A 13,567-nucleotide genomic window follows, 5' to 3' on the forward strand; every position below is an offset into this window, starting at 1 on the left:
CGATGTCCAGCGCATCGCGAATTGGCAGTTTCGGTGGAACAACCGCCGCCAACAGAAGTTTGCCTGTAAAGCAACTCGAGCGGCGGCCGATGTTATCCTCTCCAAAACAGGGTGTGTTGAGCACCCCACCCCGGATCTATTATGTCAATCCACTCCTTCTTCAGGGTATCGATGCGTGGCGCGAAGTTTTCGACCATGCAGCGGATACGGGTTTCGACCTTGTGCTGACGGCGCCTCTTTTCGACCGGGGCGGGGAGCGCAGCGTCTTTGCCTCCCGGGACCTAGGCCGCCTCGATCCTCAACTGTCGCTCGGAAGCGCAGTCGAGGAGGGGGTGGGACGCTTGGCGGAGGCCGCTCGTAAGAGTGGCGTCGCCTTGATGATGGACCTGATGCTCGACGGTAAGGCCCGGGATCCCAAGGCGAGCTTTCACCCTGTCGATCCGAGGCGCTCGCCGTTGGACCCGGCGGAACCGATGACTGCGATGGGGGCGGAGTCTCAATCCAGGCTGTTGGAAGAATGGACCGAACGGCTGCGAGGACTGACTGGTCTCGGCATCTCCGGCTACCGGGCGCTCGGGATCGATCGCATTGCGCCGGCGGTTTTCAAATCACTGATTTCGGCGGTGCGCGAGAAGGCGGACGCGCAATTCCTCGCCTGGACGCCCGGCACTGATTTTGGCACCAGGGCCGCGGTCAAGGATACAGGCTTCGACGGATGTTTTTCATCGATGGCTTGGTGGGATTTCGATGAGAGATGGTTCATCGAAGAACACCGCGTCCAGAAGGAGTTTGGCTGGCAGATCGCTTTTCCGGAACCACCCTTCACCAGGCGGATCGCCCACGGAACCGAAAGCCGCGAAACCCTCGAACGGCGCGCTATAAGGGCGCTCCGGCTGGCTGCTTCACTCGGCGGCGGCCTGATGGTTCCGATGGGCTTCGAATATGGCGCAGTCACGCCGCTCGATCCGACCCATGGGAATGGAGCGGGCTTGCGGAGGATGCGCCATGACCTTGCCTTCGATATCTCCTCCGAAATTCGCCTTGCGAACACCGAGATCGGCAAGAAACCCCATGCGCCGACCTCATCGCTTCGGCTCATCCGCAACGCCAACGGACCGGTCTCAGCGCTGCTGCAGGCTGAGGTGGAAGACCTTCGCAGCACTGAGAATGTGCGGTTCATCCTGCTCAACAGGGACCTTCGGAAAAGTGCGCCCGCTCCGGTGAGCGCACTGCGCGAAGCGGCCTCCGGTTTTCTTCCCGCCGCGGCCGACGGCACGGCACTGCGGCTGCGGGCAGGGGAGACCCTGGTGGTCGAAGGCAAGGCGCCGGCGCCGATCACATCCCGGCCGATCCTCGACGTCGCACAGGCGATAGCATCACCGCGGCTCGCCATCGAAAACATCATGCCGCGGGTCGATGAAGGGCGCTTTCCCGTCAAGCGGGTGGTCGGCGACATCGTCACCGTCGAGGCGGATATATTCGCCGACGGCCACGACCCGATCGCCGCGGTCCTGCTCTGGCGGCCGCTCGATGCGGCGGACTGGAATGAGACGGAGATGCAATTGGTCGAAAACGACCGCTGGCGCGCCGAATTCCTGCTGGAGCGCATTGGACGTTATGAATTTGCCGTCGAGGCATGGAAGAACCCGTTTGCGATTTTCCGCTACGAACTGACGAAGAAGAACGATGCCAGGCTGGATCTGAAGCTCGAACTCCAGGAGGGGTTGAACCTCGTCCGCTCGGCCGAGATGCATGCCGGCCCAACGCTCAATGCCGAATTGAAGGCCCTCGGCGACAATCTCGAAAGGGCGTCCGATGCCGAGCGCACGGCGATCCTGCTCGATGCCGGAACATCCGAATTGATGAACAAGGCCGACAGGCGGCCGTTTCGGCTTCGCTCGACGGCAAGCGCCGTCGATGCCGAACGCAAGGAGGCTGCCTTTGCCAGCTGGTACCAGATCTTCCCGCGCTCGCAGAGCGGCGATCCGGACCGACACGGCACCTTCGACGACGTCATCCCGCGACTGCCCGCCATCCGCGACATGGGTTTCGACGTGCTCTATTTCCCGCCGATTCATCCGATCGGTTCGACCAACCGGAAAGGCCGCAACAACAGCCTGAAAGCCGGGCCGGGCGACCCCGGAAGCCCCTATGCCATCGGCTCCGAGGATGGCGGCCATGACGCCATCCATCCCGAGCTCGGCGAGTTCGAGGATTTCCGCCGGTTGGTCGAGGCGGCAGGGCGGCATGGCCTGGAGATCGCTCTCGACCTTGCGATCCAGGCGTCGCCGGATCACCCCTGGTTGAAGGAGCATCCCGGCTGGTTCGACTGGCGTCCCGACGGCACGATCAAATATGCCGAAAACCCGCCGAAGAAATACGAGGACATCGTCAACGTCGATTTCTACACGAAAGATGCCCTGCCTTCGCTTTGGGTGGAGCTCAGGGATGTCGTGCAGCTTTGGGTGGACCAGGGCGTCAAGCTGTTTCGCGTCGACAATCCGCACACAAAGCCCTTTCCGTTCTGGGAATGGCTGATCGGCGATATCAGGGCCCGTCATCCCGACGTCGTCTTCCTGTCGGAAGCCTTCACCAAGCCGAAGGTGATGTACCAGCTGGCAAAGATCGGCTTCTCCCAGTCCTACACCTACTTCACCTGGCGCAATGCCAAGTGGGAGCTCGAGCAATATATGCGGGAGCTGACCGAGACGGCGCCGAAAGAATTCTTCCGCCCGCATTTCTTCGTCAACACCCATGATATCAATCCGGATTTCCTGCAGAACGCACCGCGCCCGGCCTTCCTGATCCGCGCTGCACTTGCCGCCACTCTTTCGGGATTGTGGGGCGTCTATAACGGTTTCGAACTTTGCGAGGGGCGACCGGACGCCAAGCGCAAGGAATATGCCGACAGCGAAAAGTACGAAATCCGCGCCTGGGACTACGACCGGCCGGGCAATATCATTGCCGAAATCAGGACGCTCAACCGCATCCGGACCGAAAACACCGCGCTGCATTCGCATCTCGGCCTGACGCTGCTGAATGCGCGAAATGACAATATCTTGTTCTTCGAGAAGGCAAGCCGCGCCCGCGACAACGTCCTGCTGATCGCCATCAGCCTCGACCCCCATAATTTCCAGCAAAGCGACGTCGAGCTGCCGCTCTGGCACTGGTCGCTCGGAGACGACGGCACGCTGGATGCGGAAGATCTGATCGGCGGCCATCGTTTCAAGTGGACCGGCAAATGGCAGAGCATCGGGCTCAATCCTGAGATCCTGCCCTATGCGATCTGGCGTATTCGCTCAAGGGAGGCATGAATGGACACGATGAATGCAGATAGCGCGCCGCAGCCGCTCTGGTACAAGGATGCGATCATCTACCAGCTGCACATCAAGTCGTTCTACGATGCCAATGGCGACGGGGTCGGCGACTTCGCCGGCCTGCACCAGAAGCTCGATCATATCGCAGCGCTCGGCGTCAATGCCATCTGGCTCCTGCCTTTCTTTCCCTCTCCGCGCCGCGACGACGGCTACGACATCGCCGACTATGGCAATGTCAGCCCCGATTACGGGACGATGGAGGATTTCCGAGCCTTCGTCGACGCCGCCCACCAGCGCAATATTCGCGTCATCATCGAACTCGTCATCAACCACACCTCCGACCAGCATCCCTGGTTCCAGCGCGCCCGCCAGGCGCCGGCGGGATCGCCGGAGCGCGACTTCTACGTCTGGTCGGATACCGATCAGAAATTTCCGGAAACGCGCATCATTTTCATCGATACGGAAAAATCCAACTGGACATGGGACGCGGTGGCCGGCGCCTATTACTGGCACCGCTTCTATTCCCATCAACCCGACCTGAATTTCGACAGCCCTCTTGTCATGGAGGAATTGCTGAGGGTGATGCGCTTCTGGCTGGAAACCGGCATCGACGGGTTTCGTCTCGATGCGATCCCCTACCTCGTCGAGCGCGAGGGGACGATCAACGAAAACCTGCCGGAAACCCACGGGATCCTCAAACGCATACGCGCCGCGCTCGATGCCACTCATCCCGGCGTGATGCTGCTTGCCGAGGCCAATCAATGGCCGGAGGACACGCGCGAATATTTCGGAGAGGGCGACGAATGCCACATGGCCTTCCACTTCCCGCTAATGCCGCGCATGTATATGGCGATCGCCAAGGAGGATCGGTTTCCGATCACCGACATCCTGCGCCAGACGCCGGAGATTCCAGACAACTGCCAATGGGCGATCTTCCTTCGCAACCACGACGAACTGACGCTCGAAATGGTGACCGACGCCGAGCGGGATTATCTCTGGGAGACCTATGCATCCGACAAACGTGCCCGCATCAATCTCGGCATCAGACGGCGCCTTGCACCTCTGATGGAGCGCGACCGCCGGCGGATCGAGTTGATGAACGCGCTTCTTCTATCGATGCCGGGAACGCCGGTGATCTATTACGGCGACGAGATCGGCATGGGCGACAATATCTATCTCGGCGACCGGGATGGAGTGAGGACGCCGATGCAATGGTCTCCGGACCGCAATGGCGGTTTCTCCAGGGCAGATCCGGCGCGTCTCGTCCTGCCGCCCGTCGCCGACCCGCTCTACGGTTTCGAGGCCGTCAACGTCGAGGCGCAGAGCACGGACGCGCATTCGTTGCTCAACTGGACGCGCAGAATGTTGGCGTTGCGCGGCAGGCATCCCGCCTTCGGGCGTGGCACGCTGCGGTTCCTTTCACCGGAAAATCGCAAGATCCTTGCCTATCTCAGGGAGTATGAAGGCGAGGTCTTGCTTTGTGTTGCAAGCCTCTCGCGGCTGCCCCAGGCCGTCGAACTCGACTTGTCGAGCTTCGAGGGGCGCGTGCCCATTGAACTGACCGGCATGTCGCCGTTTCCGCCGATCGGCCAGTTGACCTATCTGCTGACCTTGCCGCCCTACGGTTTCTTCTGGTTCCAGCTGACGGCTGATGCCGACCCGCCGGCGTGGCGCACCGCACCGCCGGAACAGCTTCCCGATCTGTTGACGATGGTCATCCGGCGTAGCCTGCTCGACCTCGTGGATGAACCGGGTCATGCGCGCATTCTGAGCGGCGAAATCCTGCCCGCCTATCTCTCCAAGCGGCGATGGTTCGGGGCAAAGGACCAGGCGCTTCAGGCCGCCCGACTGATCTCCGCGACACCAATCCCATTCGCCGACGGCGTCGTCCTCGGCGAGTTGGAGGTCGTGCTGCCGAACCACAGCGAATCCTATCAACTGCCGCTCGCGGTCGCCTGGGACGATGCGCATCCTTCCGCGCTTGCCCAGCAGCTTGCGCTTGGGAGGATTCGCCAAGGCAGACGCGTCGGTTTCCTCACAGACGGATTTGCCGCGGAGGCAATGGCGCGTGGCATTCTGCACGGACTTCGCGACCGCTCGCGCACCACCGGCCGGACCGGCACGCTCGAATTCATTGGGACAGAACGGCTCGACAGTCTCGAGATTTCAGACGAGCTGCCGGTGCATTGGCTATCGGCTGAACAGTCCAACAGCTCGTTGCTGGTCGGCGACGTAGCGATGATCAAACTGATCAGGCACATCTTCCCGGGCATCCATCCGGAAGTCGAGATGACGCGCTATCTCACCCGCGCCGGCTATGACCACACGGCGCCCCTGCTCGGAGAGGTCGCGCATACCGATTCCAGCGGACGCCGTTCCACCTTGATCATCGTCCAGGGCGCGATCCGCAATCAGGGCGACGCCTGGAACTGGATGCTGAACAATCTGCGCCGCGGGGCCGACGAACTCGTGCTGAACGATCCGGCGGTCCAACCAGACGATGACGTCTTCCGGTCGCTGATCAGTTTCGTCGCGATGGTGGGTCTCAGGCTCGGCGAATTGCATGTCGTGCTCGCTGCGAAGACCGGGGACGAGGCCTTCAGCCCGGTGGTATCAGGCGACAGCGAAGTCGAGGCGATGAGGAAGGCCGTTGCCGGGGAGCTCGCCTATGCGATGTCGAAGCTCGAGGAACGCGACGAGAATGCCGACCCCGCAATCGACCTGCTCGCAAGGCCGCTACTCGACCGTCGTTCCGAACTCGCAGAGCTCGCCGGGACGCTGGCGGAGAGCGCCCGCCATACGCTGATGACACGCACGCATGGCGACTTCCATCTTGGCCAGATCCTCGTCAGCGAGGGTGATGCCGTCATCATCGACTTCGAGGGCGAGCCTGCGAAAAACCTAGCCGAGCGCCGCGCCAAGACGAACCCGCTGCGCGATGTCGCCGGGCTTTTGAGATCGCTGAGCTACCTCGTGGCCACCGCCCAGCTCGACAACGACGCGGTCATCGAACACGACAACGAGGTCCGCCGCGAGGCGATCGCCCGCTTCGGGCGCCATGCCGAGGAGGCCTTTCTCGATGCTTATTCGCAGGCGGTTTCCGTATCGAAGGAGCTTGACATGCCACCCCACCAAAGACGCAGGGTTCTCGATGCCTTTCTACTCGAAAAGGCCGCCTACGAGATCGCCTATGAAGCCCGCAACAGGCCGAAATGGCTTCCGATCCCGCTATCCGGCCTTACCGAAATCGTAGCGCGTCTGACGGGAGTCAAGGCATGAATGTTGAGCGCTCGGAACTTCTGGCGGGCATCGGACAGGATGCGCTATGGGCCCTGATCGAGGGGCGCCATGGCGATCCCTTTTCGATCCTCGGTCCCCACCAAAGCGGCGGCATGACGATCGTGCGGGTGTATCTGCCCGGAGCGGAAGCGGTCGATCTCATCGATGCGACGAGCGGCCGGGTGGTGGCGCCGTTCAGCATCGCACACCCGTCCGGCCTGTTTGCGGCGGTGGCGGCCTCGAGGACGGGATACCGGCTGCGGATCACATGGCCGGATGCAGTTCAGGTCACCGAGGACCCCTACAGTTTCGGTCTGCTGCTCGGAGAGCTCGACCTCCATCTGATATCGGAGGGCACCCACTACAGTCTGAGCCGGACGCTCGGCGCAGTTGATATGTCGATCGACGGGATATCGGGCGTTCGTTTCGCCGTCTGGGCCCCGAATGCGCGCCGCGTCTCGGTTGTCGGCGACTTCAACGCCTGGGACGGGCGGCGCAATCCGATGCGGCTGAGACCGTCGGCGGGCGTCTGGGAGCTGTTCGTTCCGCGCCTCGCCCCCGGTGAAAGATATAAGTTCGAGATCATCGATGCTGAGGGGACCTGCTTGCCGCAGAAGGCCGATCCGGTCGCGAGGGCGAGCGAGGCGGCTCCGTCCACCGCCTCCATCGTCGCATCGTCGACGCCGTTTCGATGGAGCGATGACGGCTGGATGAAGGGCCGGTCCCGCCAAGACAGGCTGGAGGGCGCGTTCTCGGTCTATGAGGTGCACGCCGGCTCCTGGCTTCGAGATCTAAAGGACGGCAACAGGTCGCTCGACTGGGTTGAACTCAGTCAGCGGCTGGTTCCCTATGTCAGCGATATGGGCTTTACCCATATCGAGCTGCTGCCGATCATGGAGCATCCGTTCGGCGGGTCCTGGGGTTATCAGCCGCTCGGGCTATTCGCGCCCACCGGCCGATATGGGACGCCTGAAGATTTCGCCTATTTCATCGACCGATGCCATGGCGCCGGGCTCGGTGTCATCCTCGATTGGGTGCCTGCTCATTTTCCCACAGACGTCTGGGGGCTTGCCCGCTTCGACGGCAGCGCGCTCTACGAGCACGAAGATCCGCGCGAAGGCTTTCACCGCGACTGGAACACGCTGATCTACAATCTCGGCCGCAACGAGGTGAAAGGGTTCCTGATAGCCAGCGCGCTGGAATGGCTCGAGCGCTACCATATCGACGGTTTGCGGGTCGACGCCGTTGCCTCGATGCTTTACCGCGACTACAGCCGCAACGAGGGCGAATGGATCCCCAACCAATATGGCGGCCGCGAGAATCTGGAAGCGGTCGAATTCTTCAAGCACCTGAACAGCATCATTCACGAGCGCTGCCCGCACGCGATGACGATCGCCGAGGAATCGACGGCCTGGCCCGGCGTGACGAAGCCGCCCGAGCAGGGAGGGCTGGGGTTCGACATCAAATGGAACATGGGCTGGATGCATGACAGCCTGAGCTACATCGAGAAGGATCCGATTTACCGGAGCTACGCGCATGGCACGATGACCTTCGGAATGATCTATGCCTATTCCGAACACTTCATTCTGCCGATTTCACATGACGAGGTCGTCTACGGAAAGGGCTCGCTGCTGACGAAGATGCCGGGCGACGAATGGCAAAAATTCGCCAATCTGCGCAGCTATCTCGCCTTCATGTGGGGTCATCCTGGCAAGAAGCTCTTGTTCATGGGGAGCGAAGTCGCACAGCCGGGCGAGTGGAACCATGATGGTTCGGTGACCTGGGATGTGCTGGACCGGCCCCAGCATGTGGGGATCCAGCGGCTGGTGAAGGATCTGAACGGCCTCTACGCGGACGCGCCGGCATTGCAATTCGGCGACTTTCATCCCGAGGGCTTCGAATGGGCGGCAGCCGACGACGCCGTCAATTCCGTGCTCGGGATGCTCCGTTATGCACCCGATCGTGCTTCGTCGATCCTGGTCATGTCGAATTTCACGCCGGTGCCGCGTTACGGCTACAGGGTGGGCGTGCCCAGCGACGGTGTGTGGATCGAGCGGATGACGACGGATGCGCGGGAATATGGCGGCTCGGGCCTTGTCAATGGCGCGGTGTCGACCGAACCGGTGCCCGCCCACGGCAGGCCCGTCTCTCTGTCGCTGACGCTGCCGCCGCTGTCCACGATCTTTCTGCAGGGGCCGTCGCCTTGACAGTGGTCACGTCGATGACGGTTCCACCGTCATCTGAGACGACCGTAGATAGTCAACTCGGTGACAGTTTCACCGTCACCTGAGATAATGGATATGCGGGCGCGAGTGATAGGGAGAGGCTTCGACACGGGCCTCGACGGAAAAGACATTCCTTAGAAGATCCTCGTTCAACACGTCCTGGGGCGCGCCGGAGGCGACGATCCTGCCATGCTGCATGATGATCAGCTGGTCGCAGAACATGGCAGCATGATTGAGATCGTGCAGGGCGACGATGCTGGTGATCGGAAGGCCGGAGACGAGCCGCATCAGGCCGATCTGATGCTGGATATCGAGATGGTTCGTGGGTTCGTCGAGGATCAGCTCCTGGGGCGACTGGGCGAGCGCCCTTGCGATATGGGTGCGCTGCTTCTCGCCGCCCGACAGGCTTTGCCAGCGATCGTCGCGTTTCTCCGCCATGCCGGCGCGCGCCAGCGCGGCTTCGACCGCCTCTTCGTCGGTCTTCGTCCAGCCTGAAAACATCGACCGGTGCGGGAACCGGCCGAGCTTGACGACGTCGACGACCCGCAGATTGGCATTTGTGGTGGCGTGTTGCTCGACGAAGGCGATCCGCCGGGCGATCGAGCGGCGGCTGATCGTGGCGACGTCGCTCCGGTCGAGCGTGATGCGGCCGGAATGCGGCCGCTTCAGGCCGGCGAGAAGCCGCAGGAGCGAGGTCTTGCCCGAGCCGTTCGGCCCGAGCAGGCCGAGCATCTTGCCCGGCGGCGCGTCCAGGGAAACGCCGTCGAGAATGGTCTTCCTGCCAATCTTCCAGATGAGGTTTTCGGCCTTGATGCTCATGATGCGCGCTGGAACCGGTAGAGGATGATCGAGAAGAAGGGGACGCCCACCAGGGCCGTGACGACGCCGATCGGCAGGATCTGGTTCGGAATGAGGGCGCGCGCGGCGATGTCGGCGAGCACCATGAAGATCGCCCCTGTTATTGCGCAAGCCGGCAGGAGGCGGACATGCAGCGGCCCGACGACAAAGCGCGCGACATGCGGCACGACAAGGCCGACGAAGCCGATCGACCCCACCATGCTGACGATCGTCGCCGTCATCATTGCCGTCAGCGCAAAGAGCGCCATCCGCGCGCGGCCGACATTGACGCCGAGTGATGATGCCGCCTCGTCGCCGAAAGCGAAGGCGTCGAGCACGCGGGCGTAAAACAGGCAGCCGACGAGGCCGACGCCGACAACGATCGAGACCAGCGCGAATTCCGGCCAGCGCACGCCGCCGAAGCTGCCGAGCAGCCAGAACATGACGTCGCGGGCCTGCTGGGCGTTGGCCGATGTCGTGACGATGTAAGACGTCGTGGCGTTGAAAAGCTGCGAAGCGGCGACACCGGCGAGGATGGTGCGATCGGCGCCGCCGCGCGTGCCGTTCGACAGGAGGGCGACGAAGAAGAAGGCCGCGAAGGCGCCGGCAAAGGCGCCGGCGGAAAGCGAGACCGCGCCGGCGCCGACGCCTAAAATGACGATCGCGACGGCGCCTGTGGAGGCGCCGGCCGAGATGCCGAGAACATAGGGTTCGGCAAGCGGATTGCGCAGCAGCGACTGCATGATCGCGCCCGATAGCGCAAGGCCCGCGCCGCAGAAAGCGGCAACCAGCGCCCGGCTGAGACGATAATCCCAGATGACAGTCTCGTGGATGCGGTTCAGTTCGACCGCGGTCCATCCCAACCGGTTGGTGACGGCCGAAAACGTGGTTGCAAGCGGGATCGGCAGGTCGCCGATCCCGACGCTGACGCCAATGGCAACAGCGATGAGGCAGAAAGAGGCCAGGAGCACTGCGAGGACGGCTCCCAGCTGCCGGAAGATACGGCCCGCTTCCGTCACTTCAACAGACCGAGAGCCTTCAGCTGGCCGGCCACCTGCTCAGCGCCGTAGACCGTGCGGACGGTCGGGTTCATGGCCTGGCCGTCCATGATCACGATCGCCTTGTTCTTGACGGCAGGGATCTGGCTGACGGCCGGATCGGTGTTCAGGAAATTGATCTTGGCCTCCGGCTTATCGAGCTCCCAACGATTGCGGTCGAGACTGGCGACGACAATGACGTCGGGATTGGAGGCGATGATGCCTTCCCAGCCGAGCGTCGGCCATTCCGCTTCCGCTGATATCGCGTTGTGTCCGCCGAGCAGATCGGCGATGAAGCCGGACGCGCTGTTCTTGCCGCCGAGATAGGCGTCGGCCGACGGGCTGGGGCTGGAGAACCAGAAGACGTAGGAAAGGTTCTTGCCGTCCTTTGAAACGCTGGAACGAAGCTTGGCTTCGCGCGCCTTGAAGTCGGCGATCAACGCCTGGCCGCGATCGGCGACATCGAAAATCTGCGAGAGTTCGTCGATCTCCTTGTAGAGAAGATCCATGTTCCACAGCTCGGCGCGGCTGCCGTACTGGTCCTTGACGTCCTTGGTGCTGAGGCAGGTGCTGGGAGAAAGATAGGTCGCGACGCCGACCTTGTCGAAATCCTCGCGCTTGGCGACCTTGCTGTTCGGTCCGACCAGGCTCGGCAGAGCTGCCGCCACGAAGTCGGGATTTTCGGCGAGGATCGATTCGAAGGTCGGCATCTCGACGGTCAAAAGCTTGACCTTGGCGTTGGCTTCTGCGAGCTGCGGCAGAACCTTGCTCGGCCAGAAAGCCGTGCCGGCCATCTTGTCCTGAAGGCCGAGCAACAGCAGGATTTCAGCGCTGTTCTGGCCGAGGCCGATCGCCCGTTCGGGCGCCTTCTGAAAAGTCACCTGCGCGCCGCAGTTTTCCAGGGTCAGCGGGTAGGTCGTCGAAGCGGCCAAAGACGGATCTGCGGCAAGGCCGATCATGGTTGAGAGGCCGCAGGCGGCCAGAAGCGATTTGAGGCTGGTCACGAAGAAATTCCCGGTGCGTGAGTATATGCGGCCGTATAGCCTCAGAAACGGCCAGAAAACAAGACCAAACAAATCAACTTATCGCAAAATTGACAAGGCATTGCTGCGGGAACAACGTGCCACCGCCTGTCGAACGGCAGCCGCGTTCGCCGTCTAAACGGGGCCGACCGGTGACAGCGACTTGCCGTAGACCTCGAGGATCGCCGCAATCTCCTGGAGGATGCCGGAGAGCGGAAGCGTGCCTTTTCTGTCGAACGCCATGTCGCTGCGTTCGAAAAGGGCGAGGCAGATCTCGCTCGAATCATGGCGCGATTGGTAGGCAAGGCCATCCGGCCGGTCGGCATGGTCCCAGAGCGCGTCGGTCCAAAGGCCGCATGGTCCGTAGGGGCCGGTGGAGATGGCATTATCAGTGCCGAGGGTCTGCAGGCCGGTTCCGTGCATGCGCACGATCCTCAGTGGTCTGATACAGCTGAGTTCACTGATGGCGCGTGTGGTGATTTCGGTCATGGACACCATCAACCGCTGGGGATTGCGCAGGATCGTTTCCGCAAGCGCTCCCCTGCGGCTCATCCCGACATAGAGAATTCCGAAACGTCCGCTGGCGCTGTCGAAACGATTGGTGGCGGCAATCCCGGGGCCGGGTCCAAAGAAGATGGGGTCGAGATGCGTCCGATGGACCCTATGGAGAACCTGCCCGACCGGAATGAGGTCGATCGGCAACGACGAATGGGCGAGCCAAGCGGGCGGGGGCAGTGCAGCTCCCGACGGCCCTCTGCCTGCATTTGCCGGCATCAGGCAAAGCCGTCGGAGGTTTCGATCCGGATCAGACGCCGGACTGCTTCACGATCGCCGTCGCGCAGCGCCTGCAGAGCTGTCCGACCACCGAGAACCGTATCGGAAGCAAGCAGAAAATCCAATGCGATCCAGGGACCGGCGGCGGCAAAACCACGCACGACATCGGAAATCCCTGCGATCACCTCACCTTGATCCAACTGGCAGAGCGGATAGCGCCAGTCGCTGCCTTCGCGCATGGCAAGCAGCGTGCCGGCTCGCCGCCTTTTGTCGACGGCCTGTCTGCTGATGCCGAGGATCCGTCCGGCGTCCTCGGCTGACATCGTCCCGCCGGCCCGTTCGACGAGATTTTGCCGATGCTCGACGTTGCGAGCCAACGCCGGAACCAGCGGATCGAGATTGTTTATCGCCGCGCCCACCATATCCGAGCGGCTGAGAAGCTGCGCCAACGATCCGGCGTCGGTCGGGGCTGAAAGCGCATCGGCCAGATCCTTTGCCGGCACGTTTGCAGAAATGCGCTCGAGCGCCGAAGTCGCGCGTCGCATAAACGCGGCTCTGATGGAATTCGGCTCTTCCTGTGCGGTGACGGGAGTGGATGCGTGGCGGGCCATGGAGCGGCTCCTTGGTTGACAAGGTATTTATATGGCTCATGCCGATATGAAGTCAACCACATGTGTAGAGGCCACGCGCATCAATAAGCTTCCAGAAAGCCCCGATTGCCCGGGAGAGAACATACGGGTTCTCGTCAGCGAAGCCTTCGACATTGTTCAGGTCATCTTTCCTACAAGCTTGGCATAGTCCGAAAACGTCAACCGTTCGCCTCTCCTGCCTGCCTCTTCGGCAAGCTGCAGCACACGGATGGGGAACAGGATCGCGGCGCGATTGGCATCCGACAGTTCATGGTCGTCGTCATCCTCGACTGCCTGCTTGGCTTTCGCGAGCGCGGCATTGAGTTCTCCGCTGGTCAGCAGTTCCTTCTCGACGATCGCATCACATATCGACGCCATGGCCATGATGAGGCCCTTGAGCTGGAGGTTGGCCGTATTCATGAGAACTCCAAGGGAACGAGGGACCTA

Annotated in this window: 9 protein-coding genes; 3 read left to right on the forward strand and 6 right to left on the reverse strand. The window is 62.1% G+C overall.

Translation table 11 applies throughout. The features are described from left to right. The first annotated feature begins 89 nt into the window (after positions 1-89). The 3 genes from ACD590_RS29325 to glgB are packed head-to-tail and all read left to right on the forward strand — an operon-like array spanning position 90 to position 8,803. Complete coding sequence (locus ACD590_RS29325; protein WP_439004002.1) at positions 90-3,314, forward strand: alpha-1,4-glucan--maltose-1-phosphate maltosyltransferase; 3,225 nt, start codon at positions 90-92, stop codon at positions 3,312-3,314. After that, positions 3,315-6,596: a maltose alpha-D-glucosyltransferase gene (gene treS / locus ACD590_RS29330; RefSeq protein ID WP_439004003.1), complete on the forward strand. Its 3,282-nt coding sequence runs from the start codon at positions 3,315-3,317 to the stop codon at positions 6,594-6,596. Further along, a complete protein-coding gene (gene glgB / locus ACD590_RS29335; RefSeq protein WP_439004004.1) occupies positions 6,593-8,803 on the forward strand; it encodes a 1,4-alpha-glucan branching protein GlgB in 2,211 nt (736 codons plus the stop codon). Before treS ends, glgB begins: the two co-directional genes overlap by 4 nt. A gap of 75 nt (positions 8,804-8,878) precedes the next feature. Here the strand turns inward: glgB and ACD590_RS29340 are convergent, their stop codons facing one another. The 6 genes from ACD590_RS29340 to ACD590_RS29365 all read right to left on the reverse strand — a co-directional run bounded on the left by ACD590_RS29340 (position 8,879) and on the right by ACD590_RS29365 (position 13,540). Then, positions 8,879-9,640, reverse strand: coding sequence for an ABC transporter ATP-binding protein (locus ACD590_RS29340; protein ID WP_439004005.1), 762 nt, complete (start codon positions 9,638-9,640; stop codon positions 8,879-8,881). Continuing rightward, positions 9,637-10,677, reverse strand: a complete 1,041-nt coding sequence (locus ACD590_RS29345) for a FecCD family ABC transporter permease (RefSeq protein WP_018245892.1) — start codon at positions 10,675-10,677, stop codon at positions 9,637-9,639. The genes ACD590_RS29340 and ACD590_RS29345 overlap by 4 nt, the downstream gene beginning before the upstream one ends. Continuing rightward, entirely contained in the window at positions 10,674-11,699 is a 1,026-nt protein-coding gene (locus tag ACD590_RS29350; RefSeq protein WP_439004006.1) for an ABC transporter substrate-binding protein, read from the reverse strand. The genes ACD590_RS29345 and ACD590_RS29350 overlap by 4 nt, the downstream gene beginning before the upstream one ends. A gap of 153 nt (positions 11,700-11,852) precedes the next feature. Continuing rightward, the gene (locus ACD590_RS29355; protein WP_439004007.1) at positions 11,853-12,491 is read right to left on the reverse strand and encodes an RES family NAD+ phosphorylase; all 639 of its coding nucleotides are present in this window, start codon (positions 12,489-12,491) and stop codon (positions 11,853-11,855) included. Beyond that, positions 12,491-13,102: a helix-turn-helix domain-containing protein gene (locus tag ACD590_RS29360; RefSeq protein ID WP_439004008.1), complete on the reverse strand. Its 612-nt coding sequence runs from the start codon at positions 13,100-13,102 to the stop codon at positions 12,491-12,493. Before ACD590_RS29360 ends, ACD590_RS29355 begins: the two co-directional genes overlap by 1 nt. Positions 13,103-13,258: 156 nt before the next feature. Further along, positions 13,259-13,540: a hypothetical protein gene (locus ACD590_RS29365; protein WP_018245888.1), complete on the reverse strand. Its 282-nt coding sequence runs from the start codon at positions 13,538-13,540 to the stop codon at positions 13,259-13,261. Positions 13,541-13,567 lie beyond the last annotated feature (27 nt).

The sequence above is a fragment of the Rhizobium sp. 862_C5_N1_2 genome (genome assembly GCF_051811205.1).
GTDB lineage: Bacteria > Pseudomonadota > Alphaproteobacteria > Rhizobiales > Rhizobiaceae > Rhizobium > Rhizobium leguminosarum.

Bases quoted from the DNA above. Each gene is read 5' to 3' on its own strand.
- treS (WP_439004003.1), top strand. From the start codon at position 3,315: ATGGACACGATGAATGCAGATAGCGCGCCGCAGCCGCTCTGGTACAAG.
- ACD590_RS29360 (WP_439004008.1), bottom strand. From the start codon at position 13,102: ATGGCCCGCCACGCATCCACTCCCGTCACCGCACAGGAAGAGCCGAAT.
- ACD590_RS29365 (WP_018245888.1), bottom strand. From the start codon at position 13,540: ATGAATACGGCCAACCTCCAGCTCAAGGGCCTCATCATGGCCATGGCG.
- glgB (WP_439004004.1), top strand. From the start codon at position 6,593: ATGAATGTTGAGCGCTCGGAACTTCTGGCGGGCATCGGACAGGATGCG.
- ACD590_RS29325 (WP_439004002.1), top strand. From the start codon at position 90: ATGTTATCCTCTCCAAAACAGGGTGTGTTGAGCACCCCACCCCGGATC.
- ACD590_RS29355 (WP_439004007.1), bottom strand. From the start codon at position 12,491: ATGCCGGCAAATGCAGGCAGAGGGCCGTCGGGAGCTGCACTGCCCCCG.
- ACD590_RS29340 (WP_439004005.1), bottom strand. From the start codon at position 9,640: ATGAGCATCAAGGCCGAAAACCTCATCTGGAAGATTGGCAGGAAGACC.